At 55.4% G+C, this 17,322-nt stretch carries 15 protein-coding genes; 3 read left to right on the top strand and 12 right to left on the bottom strand.

The window, feature by feature from the left end:
* Positions 1–9 precede the first annotated feature (9 nt).
* From O9X62_RS03275 to O9X62_RS03220, 12 genes are all read right to left on the bottom strand, one after another.
* Entirely contained in the window at positions 10–1,131 is a 1,122-nt protein-coding gene (locus tag O9X62_RS03275) for a type II secretion system protein GspK (RefSeq protein WP_269531333.1), read from the bottom strand.
* Positions 1,058–1,708 (bottom strand): type II secretion system protein J, encoded by a 651-nt coding sequence (locus O9X62_RS03270; protein WP_269531332.1) that lies wholly within the window; start codon positions 1,706–1,708, stop codon positions 1,058–1,060. Before O9X62_RS03270 ends, O9X62_RS03275 begins: the two co-directional genes overlap by 74 nt.
* Complete coding sequence (locus O9X62_RS03265; protein ID WP_269531331.1) at positions 1,705–2,169, bottom strand: hypothetical protein; 465 nt, start codon at positions 2,167–2,169, stop codon at positions 1,705–1,707. The genes O9X62_RS03270 and O9X62_RS03265 overlap by 4 nt, the downstream gene beginning before the upstream one ends.
* Complete coding sequence (locus O9X62_RS16020) at positions 2,166–2,579, bottom strand: prepilin-type N-terminal cleavage/methylation domain-containing protein (RefSeq protein WP_269531330.1); 414 nt, start codon at positions 2,577–2,579, stop codon at positions 2,166–2,168. Before O9X62_RS16020 ends, O9X62_RS03265 begins: the two co-directional genes overlap by 4 nt.
* Positions 2,580–2,582: 3 nt before the next feature.
* Complete coding sequence (gene gspG / locus O9X62_RS03255; protein ID WP_269531329.1) at positions 2,583–3,062, bottom strand: type II secretion system major pseudopilin GspG; 480 nt, start codon at positions 3,060–3,062, stop codon at positions 2,583–2,585.
* Positions 3,062–4,258, bottom strand: a complete 1,197-nt coding sequence (locus O9X62_RS03250) for a type II secretion system F family protein (RefSeq protein WP_269531328.1) — start codon at positions 4,256–4,258, stop codon at positions 3,062–3,064. The genes gspG and O9X62_RS03250 overlap by 1 nt, the downstream gene beginning before the upstream one ends.
* A gap of 51 nt (positions 4,259–4,309) precedes the next feature.
* Positions 4,310–6,019 (bottom strand): GspE/PulE family protein, encoded by a 1,710-nt coding sequence (locus O9X62_RS03245; RefSeq protein ID WP_269531327.1) that lies wholly within the window; start codon positions 6,017–6,019, stop codon positions 4,310–4,312.
* Positions 6,020–6,166: 147 nt separating this feature from the next.
* The gene (locus O9X62_RS03240; protein WP_269531326.1) at positions 6,167–7,984 is read right to left on the bottom strand and encodes a hypothetical protein; all 1,818 of its coding nucleotides are present in this window, start codon (positions 7,982–7,984) and stop codon (positions 6,167–6,169) included.
* A gap of 621 nt (positions 7,985–8,605) precedes the next feature.
* On the bottom strand, positions 8,606–11,017 hold the full coding sequence (locus O9X62_RS03235) for a secretin N-terminal domain-containing protein (RefSeq protein WP_269531325.1): 2,412 nt from the start codon (positions 11,015–11,017) through the stop codon (positions 8,606–8,608).
* A gap of 26 nt (positions 11,018–11,043) precedes the next feature.
* Positions 11,044–11,496 (bottom strand): hypothetical protein, encoded by a 453-nt coding sequence (locus O9X62_RS03230; RefSeq protein WP_269531324.1) that lies wholly within the window; start codon positions 11,494–11,496, stop codon positions 11,044–11,046.
* Complete coding sequence (locus tag O9X62_RS03225; RefSeq protein ID WP_269531323.1) at positions 11,490–12,266, bottom strand: hypothetical protein; 777 nt, start codon at positions 12,264–12,266, stop codon at positions 11,490–11,492. The genes O9X62_RS03230 and O9X62_RS03225 overlap by 7 nt, the downstream gene beginning before the upstream one ends.
* A 29-nt stretch (positions 12,267–12,295) precedes the next feature.
* Positions 12,296–13,021 carry a hypothetical protein gene (locus O9X62_RS03220; protein ID WP_269531322.1) on the bottom strand — a complete coding sequence of 242 codons (726 nt, stop codon included), beginning with the start codon at positions 13,019–13,021 and terminating at the stop codon, positions 12,296–12,298.
* 607 nt (positions 13,022–13,628) lie between these two features.
* Here O9X62_RS03220 and O9X62_RS03215 point away from each other — a divergent pair.
* The 3 genes from O9X62_RS03215 to O9X62_RS03205 are packed head-to-tail and all read left to right on the top strand — an operon-like array spanning position 13,629 to position 17,296.
* Entirely contained in the window at positions 13,629–14,432 is an 804-nt protein-coding gene (locus O9X62_RS03215) for an ABC transporter permease (protein WP_269531321.1), read from the top strand.
* On the top strand, positions 14,422–15,720 hold the full coding sequence (locus O9X62_RS03210) for an ABC transporter ATP-binding protein (RefSeq protein ID WP_269531320.1): 1,299 nt from the start codon (positions 14,422–14,424) through the stop codon (positions 15,718–15,720). Before O9X62_RS03215 ends, O9X62_RS03210 begins: the two co-directional genes overlap by 11 nt.
* Positions 15,713–17,296 (top strand): bifunctional 2-polyprenyl-6-hydroxyphenol methylase/3-demethylubiquinol 3-O-methyltransferase UbiG, encoded by a 1,584-nt coding sequence (locus O9X62_RS03205; RefSeq protein WP_269531319.1) that lies wholly within the window; start codon positions 15,713–15,715, stop codon positions 17,294–17,296. Before O9X62_RS03210 ends, O9X62_RS03205 begins: the two co-directional genes overlap by 8 nt.
* The last annotated feature ends 26 nt before the right edge of the window (positions 17,297–17,322 follow it).

Raw genomic sequence — 17,322 nt, 5'->3', positions numbered from 1 at the left:
ACTACCCCTTCAGAATGGCAATGTTATGTTGTTGTAATCCACGTAAGCCCTGTAGGCGGTTAGATCGGGTGGTGTTGTTAGTATCTCGGTAGTTATCGGGCTGATTGGGGTTACAGTGTGGAAGTTAGTAACTCTCCAAGGGCTAGAGTGCTCGGAGGGCGTGAGTGTCATTGTTAGCCGCCACGCTCGCCGGCTGCCGGGCTTCGTTGTTGTGATTACCACCGTAGCTGATGGATATAGAACTGGTTGATGAAGCTTTAGCAGATCGTTGCCCGAGAACGCACCGAAGAAAGGCCTGGAAAGCTGGGAGATGCCGGCCGCATTCAAGTCTGCTCGAGCGGTGATAAATGCTCTGGCATCCATTTCAGACAGACCCAAAGAGGTCATCAGGGTTCGCCAATCAGCGGTCGCGGGATTGACGCCTGTGTGCTCGGAAATGACGGTTTGCTCCAGAATAGAATCTTCCTGCCAGAGTTTATCTTCAGATGCCCAGCCGAGGACGCGTTTCAGCTCTGCGGGCACTAATAACGGCTGGTTTCTGGGTGGGGGCATTTTCTGCCTAGCGTACTCTTCGGCCTCTGCCCCATTTAATCGTTTCAGCGAGTCTGAGTCACTATAGTCATCAAGGGCATCGATCAGGAAGCCAGTTCTTTCTGCAGGTACACCATAGCTTAATAATAGACGCTCCAAGACGGCTCTCGGCGCCGTGGCCAAGTTAACCAACCCTCGGCCATCTTTGACGGAGACCGCCATGCCATGGGGCGCCGAGTACCATCGACCATCCATTCGAAGCGCAACATCATCACTGCCCAAGCCTATGGCAGAGCGTTTTGTTGTCGCCACTAGATAGATCATGCGCGCCATGGTGTCGCGCGCTAGTTTTTCTTCTTCTGCCTGTGTTTGTTCTGCAATCGCCAGTCGCAGTGCCGTCGAGACTTGATGCCCAATATAAGCGCCACCCAGCGCCAGCAATGCAAGCGCTGCAATTGTCATAATAAGGATATAGCCCTGCTGTGTGCTCGAGACAGGCGGATCCCCGTTGAGGCTCGTCACAGCCTTAGCCTCCTGCACCCAGAAGGAAATCGGGTGCTCTGGGCGGCCGCATCCATGGATCTGCATCGATACGGGCATACCAAGAGAAATCCTCTGACTTTTGTGCGTTAGCATTATTTGCCACTTTGATTTGGATTCCACGAGGTGTGCGCTCTACACCCTGTTCAGAGGATTTCCAATACTCCAAGAGCTGCCCCGAACTCGTCTGATATGCGAAGCGGACATTGGAGAACGGCCAGCTTGCGATTGTTATCGCGCTATCTCCCGCACGATATATCAGCGCATTCTCGCCGGACTTTAAAGCCTCAATGGACATGGTAACAACCTGTGGCGCAGCACGGTGGGGGTCGCCATCCAAAGGCAAGAGGACGAAACCGCGCCACTCGGTCGGAGAGCCCTCGAATGTGTCCGACGACTCGCGCGGCGCCGGTTGGATACTTGCAACCACCTCGCGAAACCAAAGCTGATTGCGAACTTCTGTCTCGCCCTGATGGACTTCGTTAACCAAACGCACTCTCACCTGCATTACGTAGTAGCTGGCCCCCATAAGTAGCGCCATGATCAAACTAGTAATGGCCAAGGCCACGAGTACTTCTAGAAGCGTGAAGCCCGAATGATGTTTAATCGGCGTCTGAATGCCAGCACAGCTTTTCATGGCGCTGTTTCAAAGGGGGGGCGGAAATCCCTGGTTTTCACAGACTGCACTTGCAGTACCTGTTCTTCAAACCATGGTTGCGTATCGGAGGCGCTGCGAAAGGCCCCATAGGTATACTCGTACAGAATAACGTCAAACTGTCCTAGTCCGGACGGGTAGCCTGCTTGTGCATTGCGCGAGATTTCCTTTCTTTCCCAGCGCAGCGTCAAGCCCCCGATGGTGGTTTCTCCCTTGTTCTGATCTGTGTGCGCAAGAGATCGAACCCAGTCTTGCGTGAGCCGGACAGCCTGTATTCGGGCGTACTCGCTTTCAAGGCGCGCAATGGAAAGCAGACTATTGTTCACCCAGACAACAATAGCGATGCCCACCGAAGTAACCAGCACTAAAGAAACAAGCACTTCAAGTACGCCAAATCCCCGCTCATGCCGGACACCATCTTTGGCGGCATTTGACGCGGTCATGTATCAGTTCTCTGTAAGCTGCAATCGGGTGACTGGACGGAGAATGTCCTCACCAGAGTCCCTCCTGAACTAAAGAGTGAAACGTTACTGCCATTGCAAAGCTGGCGTGGTGAGACGATGAGTTTCGGCGAGAACTGCGCACGCCAGCCGGGAGGTAAGTCAAGCAGGAGCTCGCCATCCTCAATGACAGGTACGGACAGATTTTCCAGAGCCAGAGGTTTTCCAGTAATGCGAGCCCATCTCGGGAGCTGAGACAACTCCGACTGAAAGCGATCAATCGCATCCCGTTCTTGGGAGCGGTCAATCTGACCAACCACGCCAGGACCCACCAAGCCCATCATCATTCCGATAAGTACGAGTACGATCAGGATTTCAAGCAGAGTAAACCCATAATCACCTGGTCTTGACATGAACTAGGCCGGCTCATCAGTTTTCGTCTCTATCGTACCGACATCTGCGTCGTACCCCTCGCCGCCCTCTTTACCATCTGCGCCGTAAGAAAGAATTGAAAAGGGTTTGCCGTTTTTCCCGGGAATCAGATACACGTAAGGATTGCCCCACGGGTCATCGGGCAGCGCGTCTTCGAGATAGGGGCCGCGCCACTTTCTGGCCAGTTTCTCATCTGATGGGCGCTCGACCAAAAGTCTCAGACCACCTTGGGCAACGCTGGGGTAGGTATTGATATCCAGGCGCATGGTTTCAATAGCGCCTTTGAGAAGCTTGGCTTGTGTTACAGCCGTTTGAACCTTTGAGCGATCCACATTGGAGTACAGCTGAGGGCCAACTAGACCCACTAGCATGCCAATGATAACCAGTACCACCAGCATTTCTAGCAAGGTGAAACCACGCAGGCTGGCCTTTCGGAAGCGGTAGCGAGTTGTGTTGTGTTGCATTAGATTTTTACCTCTGAGAGTGATGCCATAGCCAGCACGACGCCCACCATGACAAATCCGATAACAAAACCAAGTAGCAGAATGCTCGCAGGTTCAATCAGGGCGACCATCCTGCGCTGCATCGAGTGATTTTTCTCGCTCCAATAATGCGCAACGTGCTGCAGCATGGTACTCAGCTCACCTGACTGTTCACCCACGCGAACCATGGATAGTGATGTGGGTTCGAGTAGCTTCTCATGGTCGATAGCTTGCGACAGGGGCTTGCCGCGATTGACCTCGGAATACACTTTTTCCAGTTTGCTGGCTGTTTCAGCCAAGCGAACAGACCCTGCCGTCAGCGACAGTGCGTTGAGAATGGCGACCTTGCTGTCGAGTAGCATGGCTAAAGAGCCGGTCCATCTGGCGGTTTCACCGCTCTGTATCCAGGCGCCTATCATGGGTAACTGAGAGGCCAACTCGAGCATGCGTAAACGGGTGGTTGGGCGCCGGAAAACGGCAAGCAATGCAGTTATCAACAGCACGAGCATCGCCACAACCGCCCAGAAATGCGTGTTAAAGAACATGCCCAGTTTCAGCACAACAGTTGAAATCCAGGGTAGTTCGTCGAAGCGACCTTTGAGTAACCCGGCAAAGCGCGGTACGACAAAGGAGAAAATGAAAAGTACCGCAACGGTACCCGTACCAACCAGTATGGTCGGATAAACCAAAGCTTCTTTGGTTTGAGCGCGCAGTTTGGCATCAAAATCCATTTGGTCAGCCGCGCGGCTCAAGGCTTTGCCAATGCTGCCGGTAGCCTCGCCTGCGCGCACCATTGCATGTACATACTCGGGCAAGGCCAAACCAGTCTTCTGCAGCGCAGCCGAAAACCCTTCGCCGCCTTGAATATTCTTCACCATCTGCGCCAAAGGCCGTCCCAAAGGCGTACCGCTGTTTGCATCCGATAGCGTACCCAGTGCATCGGCCAAACTGATGCCTGCTGTTGCAAGCGTTGCCAGCTCTCTTACCAGCATCACAAGGTCGTCGTGCTTTATGCGCTTGCTACGGAGTACGCCGGAGGCAATATTGGGCCTGAGTTCGTATACGGTCAGTCGCCGCTCTTCCAGTTGCCGCATGGCTTCTGCGAACGACTCCGCCTGTATCGAGCCTGACTCGGTTCGTCCATCCGGGTTAGCGCCCCGGAACAGGAAGTCAGCCATGATCTATCAGCAATCTGTACGTAGGTGTTGCAAACATATTGCGGTACCGCACTATTGGACGGTGCGCTGTGAAATAGCTGTCCCGGCGACAATCAACACCTCTTCCAAGCTGGTAATGCCACGTGCGGCTTTCAACAAACCATCCTCGTAAAGGGTGCGAAAGCTCTTGTCTAGTGCTGCAAGGAGCTCATGATGTGAAGGTTGCGGCTGCCCCAGCAGTGAACGAACCCGGTCACTTGCTGGCAGCAATTCATAGATGGCATGTCGACCTTTGTAGCCAGTATCGCCACAAGCGGTGCAGCCCACTGGCTGTCTGAATCGCCATTCACCCGCTGGTACGCCTAGCCGCTCGAGTGTGTTGATCACGTTGGGCGGAACCAAAGAAGTCGGATCATAGGGTTTTGCGCAATGACTACACAGACGCCTAACCAGGCGTTGTGCGATAACGCCTCTTACGGTGGCCCCGACAAGAAATTGCTCCACGCCGAGATCGACCAAGCGCAAGAAGGCGGTGGCGCTATCGTTGGTATGAAGTGTTGATAGCACACGGTGGCCCGTCAGGGACGCTTGCACTGCAATTCGCGCAGTCTCCACATCGCGAATCTCGCCAATCATGATGGTGTCCGGATCGTGTCGCAATATGGAGCGTAGTGCGGATGGGAATGTAAAGCCGATGTCTGTATTGACCTGGAACTGAGTAACCCCGTCGATCTTGTATTCCACGGGGTCTTCAACCGTCAGGATGCGTTCCCGCTCTCGGTCGCACGCAGACAAGGCAGCATAGAGTGTTGTGCTCTTGCCCGAGCCTGTGGGCCCTGTAACTAATATGATGCCATCCGGCAGGCTCATCCATTCTTTGAACATGGCCAGGTGATCTGGTTCAAAACCTGTCTGCTCCAGTGAGAATCGCTTTTCTTGAGATACGGGCAAGAGGCGGAGTACCAGAGATTCACCAAAAATGGAGGGAATCACTGATACGCGAATGTCGGTTTCAACACCGGCGGCGCGGCTGGAGAAGCGGCCGTCTTGGGGCATTCTGCGCTCGGCGATGTCAAGACCGGATACCAGCTTGATGCGACTCACAACGGCATCAAAACGCTCTCTGGGATAGTGCTCCACCGCTTGTAGCTGGCCGTCTACTCGGTATCGAGCACTAAAGCCGAACTCCAAGGGTTCGATATGAATATCCGAGGCGGCTTTGTCTGTGGCCCGTGCGAGCATGGCGTTTACCAGCTCTACAACAGGCGCATCCTCGGCCAGGCGGCGTAGGTCGCTGTCGTTCTGACTCGTGGCTTGGCCTGTTCGGTATACCTCCCCCAACAGGCGCTCAAAGTCTCGTTGTGCAATCAGCGCCCACGCATGCCGGCCTTTTAGCATCAGGTGCGTATCGATCAACTCCAGCAAGCCAGAGTCGAGCGGATCACGGCTGATGATAAGCATCTGCCCGGAATCCCCGTTCAGCAGCAAGAAGGCATGGCGCTCTGCCAGCGCCCGCGATATGCGCCGCTGTTCATGGATGGCTTTGATCTGGGCGGCCGCATCCGGCTGGTCGGAGAGCTGGAAGACAGGCAGTGACAGCTGTTCGCTGAGTATGGATAGCAACGTGAACTCAGAGATGAGCCCTAGCCGTATCAGAATCGCACCAAGGCGATCACCGGGGCTGGCGGCTTGCAGTGCAAGGGCGCGCTCAAGCGCCGCAGTATCAAGCACACCGCGTGCAATCAAGCGTTCACCAAGGCGATGGGGGTATGGCTCAGACACGGTTGGATCCTGCTTCAAGTTCGACCACGAATTTTACCGCGCCTTGATGGTAGAACACAGCGGGGCAGGTTCTCCGCCCAATAAAAAAACCGGGAGGCAAGCCTCCCGGTTTCTTTTCGAACAAGTTGCTTCGAAGGTTCAACTGGCTTAGTTGCCGCCGTTGATGCCCTTGTGAGCGTCTTGATCTTGGTACTGGCCTTCGCTTGCTGGCGCGCGGTCAGCGGTACCAGCGAAGTCAACACCTTGGCTGCTCGAGGCTTCGATGAAGTTCTGCGAAGCCGGGTTGAACAGGTAGTTCTGCACGCGGAGCGTATCGCCAGTTTCGCTGGTGATGCGCAGACGCGGTGCATTGTACGAGGCGTTTTCCAGCGTATCGGCCGAGCCCATGTTGTTGGCGGCGGTCGGGTGAGCAGGAGCCGAGGTCAGCTTGGCGTCAACTTGAGCAGCGGTGTAGTTGACAACAGCGCGCGGCTTCAGATCAACCAGCTTGCCCCACTTGCCGTACTTGCCATCAGCCGAGATGTACTGGCCGTAGACGGTAGCGGTGCGGGTTTCGCTTGGGTTGATCAGGCGGATGATGCTCATCCAGCCGTCGGTGCGGTTTGCCGAAGCGTAGTTACGCACGTCGATCTTGACCGAACCGGACAGGGCGTACAGCGGGCCCGAGCAGAAGTTGTCTTGTTCGTTCTCGAACGCGCCACCATCAGCAGCCTTGACCAGGCGAGCTTCGTCCACATAGAACGAGCTAGCCGGGATTACGGCGGTGCCAGGAACTTGGTAACAAACGTGCACAGGGCCCACGCCAGTCGCACCGAATGCGCCGTTAACATTGGCAGTCGAGATGGTCAGCGTGATCGGTGCGGCTGCAGCCGAAGCCGACAGAGCACCAGTCGTTGCGCCAGCAATCGCTGCGCCGCAGTTTGCGGCGGTCGACAGGAACACAGTACCGCCAGTCACGAAGCCTTGGTTGGCGGAAATCTTGACCGTAACCTTCTCGATTTCCAAGGTACCGCCGTCTGGCGTTGCGTCAACGGCACCGAAGTCGGCGGTTGCAACACCGTACAGACCGGCCACACCGTCGGCATCGCCGCCAGCATCGGCGAGGATGTATGGATCGGCCAGGTTCGAGTCGTAGCCCGAAGCGTTCTGGACCAGCGACACGTTACCCAGGTTAGCCAAGGTTGCGCTGATGTACGAAGTACCGGTAGCACCAGCAAACGTATCATTGCCACCAGCCACATCCAGCTTCGCATCGCCGGTCGACTTGGTCACCTTGACCAGAACGTTGGTCGGGAAGGTGATCAGCGTCGTGCGGTTGGTCGAGTTGCCGCGGGTGTGTTCATCTTCCGTTGCGGTGGCGGCGGATGCCAGCGAGGCAGGAGCCGACAGGGCAACAAAGTGCTTGAAGCTGACAGGCAGTTGTTTGACGGCGGTGTCACAAGCGACAACTTCGCCAACCACGTCGTACAGATCAGCAACCGTAGGACGGGTGCCGCCGGCCGACATCGAGATCAGCGGCTGCTTGATCAGGTTGCCAGTGGGCAGAGTGGTAGCACCGAAGGCTGCGTTCCAAACGGTGATGGTTGCGTACAGGATTTCATCGTTGTCGCCGCCGATGTCCAGTGCGGTAACTTCGTAGTCACCTGCGCCCGAAGCACCTTGAGTGGCCAGTTGACCACCAACACCATCGGTGATCTGGATGTTGGCGGCGTTACCTGCGGTTTCCCAGCGAGCGCCGTTTTCCAGAATGAACTGAACCTGGAAAACCTGGTTTTGCGAACGTGCGTCAACGTCACCGGCGAAGCGGTAGGAAACGCGCGGGGAGGTGATTTCCTGATCGTTGTCGACGATTACTTCGCGAGCAATCGAAACCGACGACGACTGGATTTGACCGGCGAAGGCTGCGGTAGCGGCAACGCTAGCCAGAGCGCCTACGACCAGACGAGAGATCAGTTTTTGTTTCATTTGTTTGAGGTCCTCAAAAAACAAGCAATGCCTTGGTATGCATGCCAATACCCACGTTAGATATTGCACGCGGCCTGTATTGTGGCCGCGCAATATTAACCGTGAGTATTGACCCACGCAACTTGATCGTCGAGCAATGCCACTTCAATCCAACTTTCTGGCCATGCCAACTAGCTGTCTTGTGCAGCGGCTGCGGCTGCGACAGAAGGGTTACTGTCCTTGCAGAACAGACGCCGCAAGCATTGACCCTGTGCTCGGTACGACAAATTGCTGCGCACAGCTTAATGCATTCATCAGAAATATGCCAAGTGCTTGGTGAGCCGCTTCCTGTGGGGTTTTGTGCTGTTGGCTGCACAATTCACGGAGGTGTTTTATTTTTACTTGGGATGTGCGGGCCGTTCTGTGTGTCTTTTTCTTTAAAAAACATATAGATATGGCGAAGTTCAGCGACTTGTTGCGGGTGATGGTGGCCGGGGTGTGTGGTGGTAAGCGCAGTCCGTCCCCTTGGCCTGTTGCTACATCACAACGAAATGGCTTGTGGGTAATCTTGCCGATCCGTGGGCGTGGCCATACGACAAACAAATGACAGAGCGGGCTTGCGCCCGCTCGTTGGTTGGAATGTCAAGGTTTGAGGCCCAGCGCTTCCATTAGCTCTTTCTTCAGTTCGGCATCGGTCACTACGCCTTTTGCATCTGTGACCGGCTTGTCCACGGTTAGCGGCTTCTGCGGCGGTTCTGGCAATGCCGCACGTGGCGGGGGGGCGGTGACGGATGGCTGGTGCTGTGGTGCCATATCGGTTGCGGTTTGCATTTCGACATGGGGCGCTGCCGGGGCTTCTGCGCTTGTTGTTGATTTGAATTGATAGGGCTTTTCGGGGCGCGATGAGGTTTCTGCTGCGGAAGCCTGAGGACCTTCGTTAGCGGAAGGCTGTTCCACGTCTCGGCGACTCATCAGGGGGGTTGACCAAGGGAAGCGTCTCTTCACTGCGTCCGCAATGGATTGTGCGTCGAAATCATCCTCGATTGCATAGGCGGTGATCAGTATGACAAGTTCAGTCCTTTGCTGGCTGTCCGCGCGCTTTTTAAACAGATTACCGAGCAGTGGCACATCTTTAGCATACGGAACGCCAGAGTCGGTGTTGTTACGGTTGTCCGTCATCAATCCGCCCAGAACAATGGTATTTCCGTCGATGGCGGTCAGCTTGGTAGTGACGCTACGCTTGGAAATAGAGGGCGTGAGGGTTGAGCCTGCGGCGTTTTCCTTGACGTTGCTGACTTCCTGGTTGACATCAAGGTCAATCCGGCCGCCATTGCGTACGACAGGGCGCACCTTGAGGATGACCCCGGTGCTGCGATACTGGATCGTCTGCAGAACGTTGGGGGAGGTGGGCGAGGTGGTACTGGTGGTCTGATTCGAGGTGACGGTCGGTACTTCATCCCCAATCGAGATGCTGGCCTCTTCTCCGCTGCGAGTCATCAGCGAGGGGTTCGAGAGCACGCGGGTCTTTGTGGTGCGGGCGAGCGCATTCAGGACCATCGCGGGGGAGGCCCCGCGATTGAGCGTAAGGGCTACGCCACCTATATCGTTGACGCCCAGCCTGCCTAGTGTGCTCAGTGCTCCCGTGTAATTGGAGAGTTTGAGCTGATTGACAATCCACTCGAAACCGAAATTGGTGCTCTCGTCGAGTTGGACTTCTGCAACCGTAACACTCACCAGTGCGCTCTTTGCCGGGCGATCCAACTCGCGGAGCAGCGCGAACCACTGCTGGTACTCGGCGGCCGAGGCTTGGATGATAAGGTTGTTACCGGCCTTGTCGACCACCACGCGCGATGAGGCTCTGCTGGGGGTTGGGCTTGCGGTGCCGGCGGCGCTTGCGCTTGCGGGTGCTGGCGCTGCAGGGCTGCTTATGCCCATGATCTGCGAGAGTGTCGCGGCGATTTCCGAGGCATCGGCGTTTCGGACAGGGTAAATAAAGTAGTTACTGTTGCGAGCCTCTGAGGGGCGATCCAGTTCCTCTGCCCAGCGCAAAACATGCTCAAGCGTGGTAGGGCTGGTGGAGAAGACAATAATCGAGTTGATGGGGCCAACTGGAAGCAGGACGATAGGCGCTTGAGTATTGGCGGACGTGCTTGCGAAGTAGCCCTCGGCCAGGAGAATGTCGTTCAGTCTCCGGGACAGTTCTTCCGCCGACCAATAGGTGGGCACGATGCGTGCGCTGGTTTGGCCTCGCATCAGAGGCTGGTCGAGAGCCTGCACGGCTTGCATGGCCGCTGATACATTCGAGGGCGTGCCGGACAGGATGATCGCATTGCGCTGAGCATCATCCCTGACGGTTACCTTGTCGCCAAACGTATTGCGCACGAATGAAGTCACGCTGCTGACAACGGTGTTATCCAGCTCCACGACATAGAATTGAGGCCGAAGTGCCTCAGGGACCTCGGGGAGTGCCCTGCCGCGACGGATCTCGGGGAGCGAGCTGGTGTCCGCCGAGTCGGGTACGAATCGGGTCAGACCGGAAAACTCCTTGACTACGACGCCATAGGACTGCAGCACGGCCTTTGCGGAGGCGTAGAGCTGGCTTGGGCTTTGCGGTTTATCCGCGCGCATGCTAACAAGATCCCGACGCTGTTGAATCGCTGGATCAATTGATATGGTCTGCTTTAGCACTACTCCGAAAACCGAGTCGATAAACTGAGGGAGTGGCATGCTGTTAAAAACAACGGTCGCCTCTTTGCCTGGTTCGTCAGGAATGGTTACGGGTTTTGATACGACAACTGGTTTTGTGTTGGCTCTGGTCGGAGGGGGCGGTGTTTCAAAAAAACGCTCCCGCTCCGCATCCTGCTTGGATGCTGTGGCTGTCGCTGCTTCCGGCGTGCTTTTACCCGGGATGTCATCTATGAATCGAGACTTTTCAGTCCACGCGTTCCCGGCGCAGGCGCTGAGGAGCCCAATGGCGAGCATGGAAAGCGCCGCTTTGCCAGCCATGGGTCGTTGTGCGGTGAGCTGGTGATGTCTTGGAGTCTGATTTTTCACGATCTGCTGCGTTTCTTGATTGATGCTTAATTAAGCAGGTGCACGGATTGACTCTTGCCAGATGCTGGCCGAACGACAATCTCCGATGTGCTTACTTTGATCAGCCTGCTGCCATCTGGTAGTACGTCGCCGGCCTTGAATGGCTTGACCGTGCCACTGGGCGATCCAAGCAAGACAAAGTTGCCTTGAGGCTCCTTAACGATGGCCACGCGTGACCATACTTCGTTGATGACCTGCGGCTCGGCCGGTTTTCCCGCGGCTTGAGCGGAGGGCTGATCGGTTGGCCACAGGAGGCTGCGTTGAAGCAGTGCAACGTCTTGGGTAAGGTCGGGAGGCTGCGGCACCTCTGGCATGAAGTGCGGACTGCGCGTGACTACCAGGGTTTTATCGAATGGCGAGGAGTACCACGCCCAACCTAGTGCGGCGCAAACAAACCACAGGACCACCGTCAAGGCGGCAATGCGAGTAAGGCCTACCATTTGATTTCCACTACCTTCTTTGGCTGGGTGCTCTGCGTATCCTCTGCACCGGCGGCGACAGAGGACTTTGCCTGACTGGGTGCCGGGGCTGGTTGCTGCTCTGCAGGTGGTGTTGTAAGTGCTGCAGGCTCGTCATTGGGCAGATCGCTCGATAGGCGAGCCAGCGCCTTAACAGTAAATTCGAGCTTGCGATCGCCGGGGCGAATAGTCAGGCTCTCAATTTTCAAAGGCCAATCTGATCGCTCGATATTTGCAAGCACTTTGGTCGCGTTGACTGGGTCGAATGCCACTTTCACCGAGCTTTGTAACTCGAGCAGCGTACAGGTCTCAGGCGTACAGTCTTGCTGCTCGATCCCCAAGCCAGATTGCTCGTCACCGACGAAGCGAGCGGTCGGTTGTGCAATGCGATACTCCTTCACGCCGGCGTCCACGATTCGCGCTGACAGCCAGTCATGAAACATGGCTTGGGCTGAGAGCTGGGATGCGGCTTGCCACTGGCTGTTACTAAGTGCGAGCTTTGCTTTTTCAAGCTTGCCTGCAAGCACTCCTTGGTAGGCTTCGCTCCCGGCCTGCTTCTGAAGGCGACGATTTTCACCGTATAGCTTCTCGACAGAGGCCTGTAGCTTGACCCTTTCAGCGTCCAATTTAAGTAGGCTGAATACGAGCGCAATAAAAACGATGCTTGCCAAGCCAAGCTGTAGGCGGGGATTGTCCCGAATCTCCTCAACCCAAGGCTGCAAGCGCTCGGTGGCTTTTTGCATCGTGCTCATTGATGATTCGATACTGTGCGAAGTGCTGATCATGATTGGGCTTGCGGCAAGTTAGCGGAAGTATCGGTCGATAACTTGAGCATTAGGCGCAGCGTCCCCGGGGGAGGGTCAGGGATCAGACTCACGTCGCTGAATAATCGACTGCGTTCTATGCGTGAAATGATGTCTGTATTGCGTGCGCGGGGGCCGGGTTTTAACGTAACCGTTAGCCGGCTTCCGTTGTAATCCCATTCGGCGATGTAGACATCGGGCAGACTCCCTGCAATGTCGTGGCGAACGACTGCGGCCAGCCAGTTGGTTTGGCGCGGCGCGCCGATATACTGCTGCATTGTGTCGAGCGTGGGCGTAAGACTGGCCATTTCCGCCTCAATGGCTCTGACTTGAGCGTTCTGCGCCTCCAGTGCTACGGCCTCGAGCGTAAGTTTCTTGTGCTCGTTATGAAGGCGAACCAGCTGTGCCGACTCGATGACTGCGAGGCAACCACAGATAATAACGAAGCCTCCGGCGCCAAGAGCGTAGGGTGAAATGGGGCGGACGAGCGCCGTGCTAATTTGCCATCCCCCCTGCGGCATTCTTGCTGCGGTTGCTTCGGGGTGGCGAGGGCGCCTTTGCACGGGGTGTGACTCTCCCAAGTCACGCACAAAGCCCAGCAAGTCATCCGGTGAGGGTTCTACTTCGAACCAGCGGGACTTGTATTGGCCTGATGAGGAGAGGCCCTCCAACTCGTAGCCTTCACTGCACTTGTGCTGTACCACGCCCTGCTCGGGTGGCAAACGCCACAGAGGCTCTGGCCACGTTGCTACTTGCCCGAGGGGGAATAGACTACGTGCATGCGTGTCATCCCAGTACCAAACCAGTGCGACATCGCCCACGGCCCTCCAAGCAAACCCAATTTCCTCGAAAACCCCCAGCTGCTGCAGTCGTAGCCTGATGGCTGCTTGGGCGTGCTTGCGGGGGACCCCTTTCAGATTGACGGTCGTAAGGTGGCAAAGCTTCCGCGGCAGCATTTGATCGGCTGGCGCCAACCCTAGCCAGCCAGATATGCGGCGTAACGCATCTCGCAGTCGTTTCGCGACGGTGCTCCCTTGGGGGTGTGTCGGTGCAGGTGTTTCCAAGATGACGAGAGCCCTTGGTTCGACGGTGTTGAGGAAGTGAGGCGCCATCAGCAGCTTGCAGCGGCCATCAGATCCGATGAGACGTTCGCGCCTAGATTTCGTTCATTAGTAGCATCGGCCGTGAGTGTGCTTCGGCGTCAAACCTGTCATGATACACGATTGTTTGCTGCCAGCTTGTAGGCGCTGTGCGTTGAAACGATGCTTTGCCCTGCGTGCCGCCGTGGCCCGCGTGTAATTTGAAATTTAGTTGACGGTTAACGACATCATGTTTGGTACGGCGCGTTTACGGCATTCACTTGCGTTGCAGCTCATTATTCGGGATGTTGCTTCGCGCTATCGCGGGTCATTTCTAGGGGTGATGTGGTCATTTCTCACGCCCTTGCTGATGCTGCTTGTGTATACATTTGTTTTCAGCGTTGTTTTCTCGGCGCGATGGCCTGGTCTGGTTGGAGGGCAGGTGCACTTCGCTTTGATGCTGTTCGCAGGGATGATCGTGTTCTCCATGTTTTCGGAGGTCGTCGGGCGGGCGCCGATAATCATCATGCAGAATGCTAACTATGTTAAGCGCGTCATTTTCCCCGTAGTTCTACTGCCATTGGTTGTGGTGGGCTCGGCAGGATTTCAGGCGTTGGTGGCCTTAGCCTTGTTGCTGATTGCTGTTGCGGTGCAGGTTGGCCTTGGCCCTGCCGCGCTGACACTGCCTGTAATTTTATTGCCGTATCTCATTCTACTGTTTGGTTTGGGATTAATTTTGGCTGCATTGGGCACCTATTTGAAAGACCTTGGACAAATTTTAACCATGGTTACGGTAGCGTTGCAGTTTCTTTCTCCGGTTTTCTATCCTGTTTCTGCGCTGCCTTCTTCGTTTCAGGTGCTGATGCGATTCAATCCCGTAACCTACCCTATTGAGACAGTCCGCCTTGTGATTTTGAATGATCAATGGCCTGACTGGATTGGACTAATTCAGTACTCAATTGCGGCAATATTTATCGCCGCATTGGGATTGTGGTTTTTTGGTCGGGTCAAACGTGGATTTGCAGATGTCCTTTGAGCCAGTCATTCAGGTTTGCTCGTTAAGCAAGCAATATGGCAGTCATGCGCGGCCTCATCAAAGGCTAATCGATCTGCTGCTAGGCCGTGAGGCCAGATCGGTAGATCAATTCTCTGCCTTGGCTGATGTTAGTTTCTCTGTATTTCCAGGGGAGACGGTTGGCGTTGTTGGCCGTAACGGCTCAGGAAAATCAACGCTGTTGCAGTGTATTTGTGGAACGCTGGATCCAAGCAGAGGGAGTGTTGAGGTCTCTGGCCGTATCGCGGCGCTTTTGGAGCTTGGGGCGGGATTTAATCCAGAGTTTACCGGCATTGAGAATGTACGCCTGAATGCGGCATTACTTGGCCTGACCCATGCGGAGATTGATCGTCGCATGAGTGCGATCTTGGCCTTTGCGGACATCGGAGATTTTGTTTGGCGCCCCGTCAAAACCTACTCCAGCGGCATGTTCGTTCGCTTGGCGTTTGCTGTTGTTGCACATGTTGATGCAGATGTTCTTGTCGTGGATGAGGCGCTGGCTGTTGGTGACGCGTTCTTTACGCAGAAGTGTATGCGCTTCCTCCGGGATTTTAAGGCGAGGGGCGGCACGCTTCTGTTTGTTAGTCATGATGCTGCATCTGTCATAGCGCTATGTGACCGCGCCATTTGGCTTGACGGTGGCTCCATTCGCCTTCAGGGCGATGCCAAATCGGTCATGGAGAGCTATTTGGCCAGTCAGTATGACACTGCGGACACTGCTAACTCGCCGTCCTCAGAGGGAGATGAGGCTGAGCATGAGGATTCAATCCGCTTGCCAGATTCGCTGCCGGAATGGGTGGCAGGGGACTCTTTTGGAGATGGCGGCGCGCGTCTGGTCTCTGTCGTATTGCTTGACTCCTCGGGCCGCTCGACCATGGCCGTAGATGGAGGGGCGAGAGTGTGCTTAAGAATCGAGGCCGTCGCAAATACCGCAATCGGTTCCCCTATTCTTGGGTTTCAAGTCAAAAACCGCATAGGGCAAATACTATTCGGGGAGAATTCTTCTTCGTTGCAGAGTGATGAGCTCGTTGACGTTGTGGAAGGGGAGAGGTTCTTTTGCGAGTTTCATTTCACCATGCCGACGCTCAATGCTGGCGAGTATGTGATAACTGCCGCAGTTGCCGAGGGTAGTCAGTCTGACCACCGTGTTCATCATTGGGTTTACGATGCATTGGTTTTCACATCGCAAACGGTGGTTCTCCATGGGTTGATGGCTATCCCGGCTGATTTGAAAGTGGGCAAACTCCGCGGGAGAGTCCTTCATGAATAAGAATAATGCCCAAATTATTGCGGAGGGCGTAGCTTCCCAGCATGTGTACGAGAGGGATGTATTGGTTGGAAGCGGTGACTCTCTCGATCGGATTGTCAGTATGCTCTCCGTGCCGGGGGCTGTGCTGGACGTCGGGACGGGCACGGGTGCATTGGCTAGATTTCTGTCGGAGAGGAAAGAATACTCAGTTGATGGAATTACACACAACCCGACGGAGGCAGAGATTGCTCAGCCCTATTATCGGGATGTTTGGGTTTCTGATCTGAGCCAATCGGGCTGGATAAATAACATAAGCGGTAGACGCTATCGCTACATTGTGTGCGCTGATGTCCTTGAGCACCTTGTGGATCCTGCTGCGGTGCTTCGAAGCTTGGCGACATTATTGGATGAGCACGGTGAGATAATTATCTCAGTGCCTAATGTGGCTTATATTGGCGTGGTTGGTGAATTAATTAACGGGAAATTCACCTATCGGCAGGAGGGGTTGCTTGATAGGACGCACCTTCGGTTTTTCACGAGGGAGTCGCTGGCGGACTGTGTGTCATCGTGCAAGTTGCAAATCCGGGAGTGGTCGTCTGTATTCCGTCCGCTGGCGGATTCGGAGTTTAAAGCGCACCGGCTGGATTATTTTCCACCGGCTATGGCGCGTTTCTTGGCGGCACAGGCTGACTCATCGGTTTATCAGTTCGTATTAAGAGTTGGCTACCCCCTTGATGGGGAGGTGGCTATGTCTGAACCAGCTACCTGCGGTGTGGAGCCGATGTTTTGTGCCCAAGTGTATTGGGCAACTGCCGGCACGGTGCATGCCGAGAAAGATAGCGTATTTGCGCTCGGCAGGATGGGCGTCCAGAACCAGCGGCTTCGTTTTCATCTCAAGGGTTGGCGGCCAAACTGCACGCACTTGCGGATTGATCCTGCGGATCGACCGGGTTTCCTTCGTCTCTTTTTTGCGCGGTTGATGGATTCAGCAGGGCGCACTCTGTGGGCTTGGCGGCCTGAGGTCAGTGACTTCAACGTCTCTGGACAGATTACGGCGTGTCCCGCTGGTTCGCTTGGGGATGGCGTTCAGCTTGTTCTGACTGGCGATGATCCACACTTCATGCTTACCCTGCCGGCAGGTTTGACGGCGGATCAAGCTGATGATCATGTGACATTTGAGATGGAGGTCGGTTGGCCGCTTGTTCCAGAGGCTGTTGTTATTGGCCGCGAGTTGGAAGCAACCGCTTTGCGCCTCGTAGAGAGGGAGGGTGCATATCGAAGCTTGGCCAGTGAGCGTACTCTGCTGGTTTCTCGACTCACCGAAACATTAAGTCTGCTTGAACGAGAGCGTCAGCGCACAACAAGTACTGAGGCGGCACTCCAAGAATTGGGTGCGCACGTTCGTGAGTTGCGACAGGAGCTGGCTAGCCGTGACGACCGGATTTCACGGTTTGAGGCACAGCTTTCTGACTTGAACAGGTCGAGGGACATTCTGTCTGATAGGCTTGGTTACGCAGAGTCAATGTTAGAAGCAGTTAAGAACAGCAAGCTCTGGCGCCTTGGGCGTATTTTGCGACTGACCCGCATCGGACTCTGAAAAAGCACCCTGAAAGAAATTGAACG

Source organism: Chitinimonas sp. BJYL2, assembly GCF_027257935.1.
GTDB lineage: Bacteria > Pseudomonadota > Gammaproteobacteria > Burkholderiales > Chitinimonadaceae > Chitinimonas.
The sequence above is the reverse complement of the archived record's forward strand: the minus strand, read 5'-3'. Positions and strand labels throughout refer to the sequence as shown.

Bases quoted from the DNA above. Each gene is read 5' to 3' on its own strand.
- O9X62_RS03230 (WP_269531324.1), bottom strand. From the start codon at position 11,496: ATGGTAGGCCTTACTCGCATTGCCGCCTTGACGGTGGTCCTGTGGTTT.
- O9X62_RS03265 (WP_269531331.1), bottom strand. From the start codon at position 2,169: ATGACCGCGTCAAATGCCGCCAAAGATGGTGTCCGGCATGAGCGGGGA.
- O9X62_RS03270 (WP_269531332.1), bottom strand. From the start codon at position 1,708: ATGAAAAGCTGTGCTGGCATTCAGACGCCGATTAAACATCATTCGGGC.
- gspG (WP_269531329.1), bottom strand. From the start codon at position 3,062: ATGCAACACAACACAACTCGCTACCGCTTCCGAAAGGCCAGCCTGCGT.
- O9X62_RS03205 (WP_269531319.1), top strand. From the start codon at position 15,713: ATGAATAAGAATAATGCCCAAATTATTGCGGAGGGCGTAGCTTCCCAG.
- O9X62_RS16020 (WP_269531330.1), bottom strand. From the start codon at position 2,579: ATGTCAAGACCAGGTGATTATGGGTTTACTCTGCTTGAAATCCTGATC.
- O9X62_RS03275 (WP_269531333.1), bottom strand. From the start codon at position 1,131: ATGCCCGTATCGATGCAGATCCATGGATGCGGCCGCCCAGAGCACCCG.
- O9X62_RS03210 (WP_269531320.1), top strand. From the start codon at position 14,422: ATGTCCTTTGAGCCAGTCATTCAGGTTTGCTCGTTAAGCAAGCAATAT.
- O9X62_RS03240 (WP_269531326.1), bottom strand. From the start codon at position 7,984: ATGAAACAAAAACTGATCTCTCGTCTGGTCGTAGGCGCTCTGGCTAGC.
- O9X62_RS03250 (WP_269531328.1), bottom strand. From the start codon at position 4,258: ATGGCTGACTTCCTGTTCCGGGGCGCTAACCCGGATGGACGAACCGAG.
- O9X62_RS03225 (WP_269531323.1), bottom strand. From the start codon at position 12,266: ATGAGCACGATGCAAAAAGCCACCGAGCGCTTGCAGCCTTGGGTTGAG.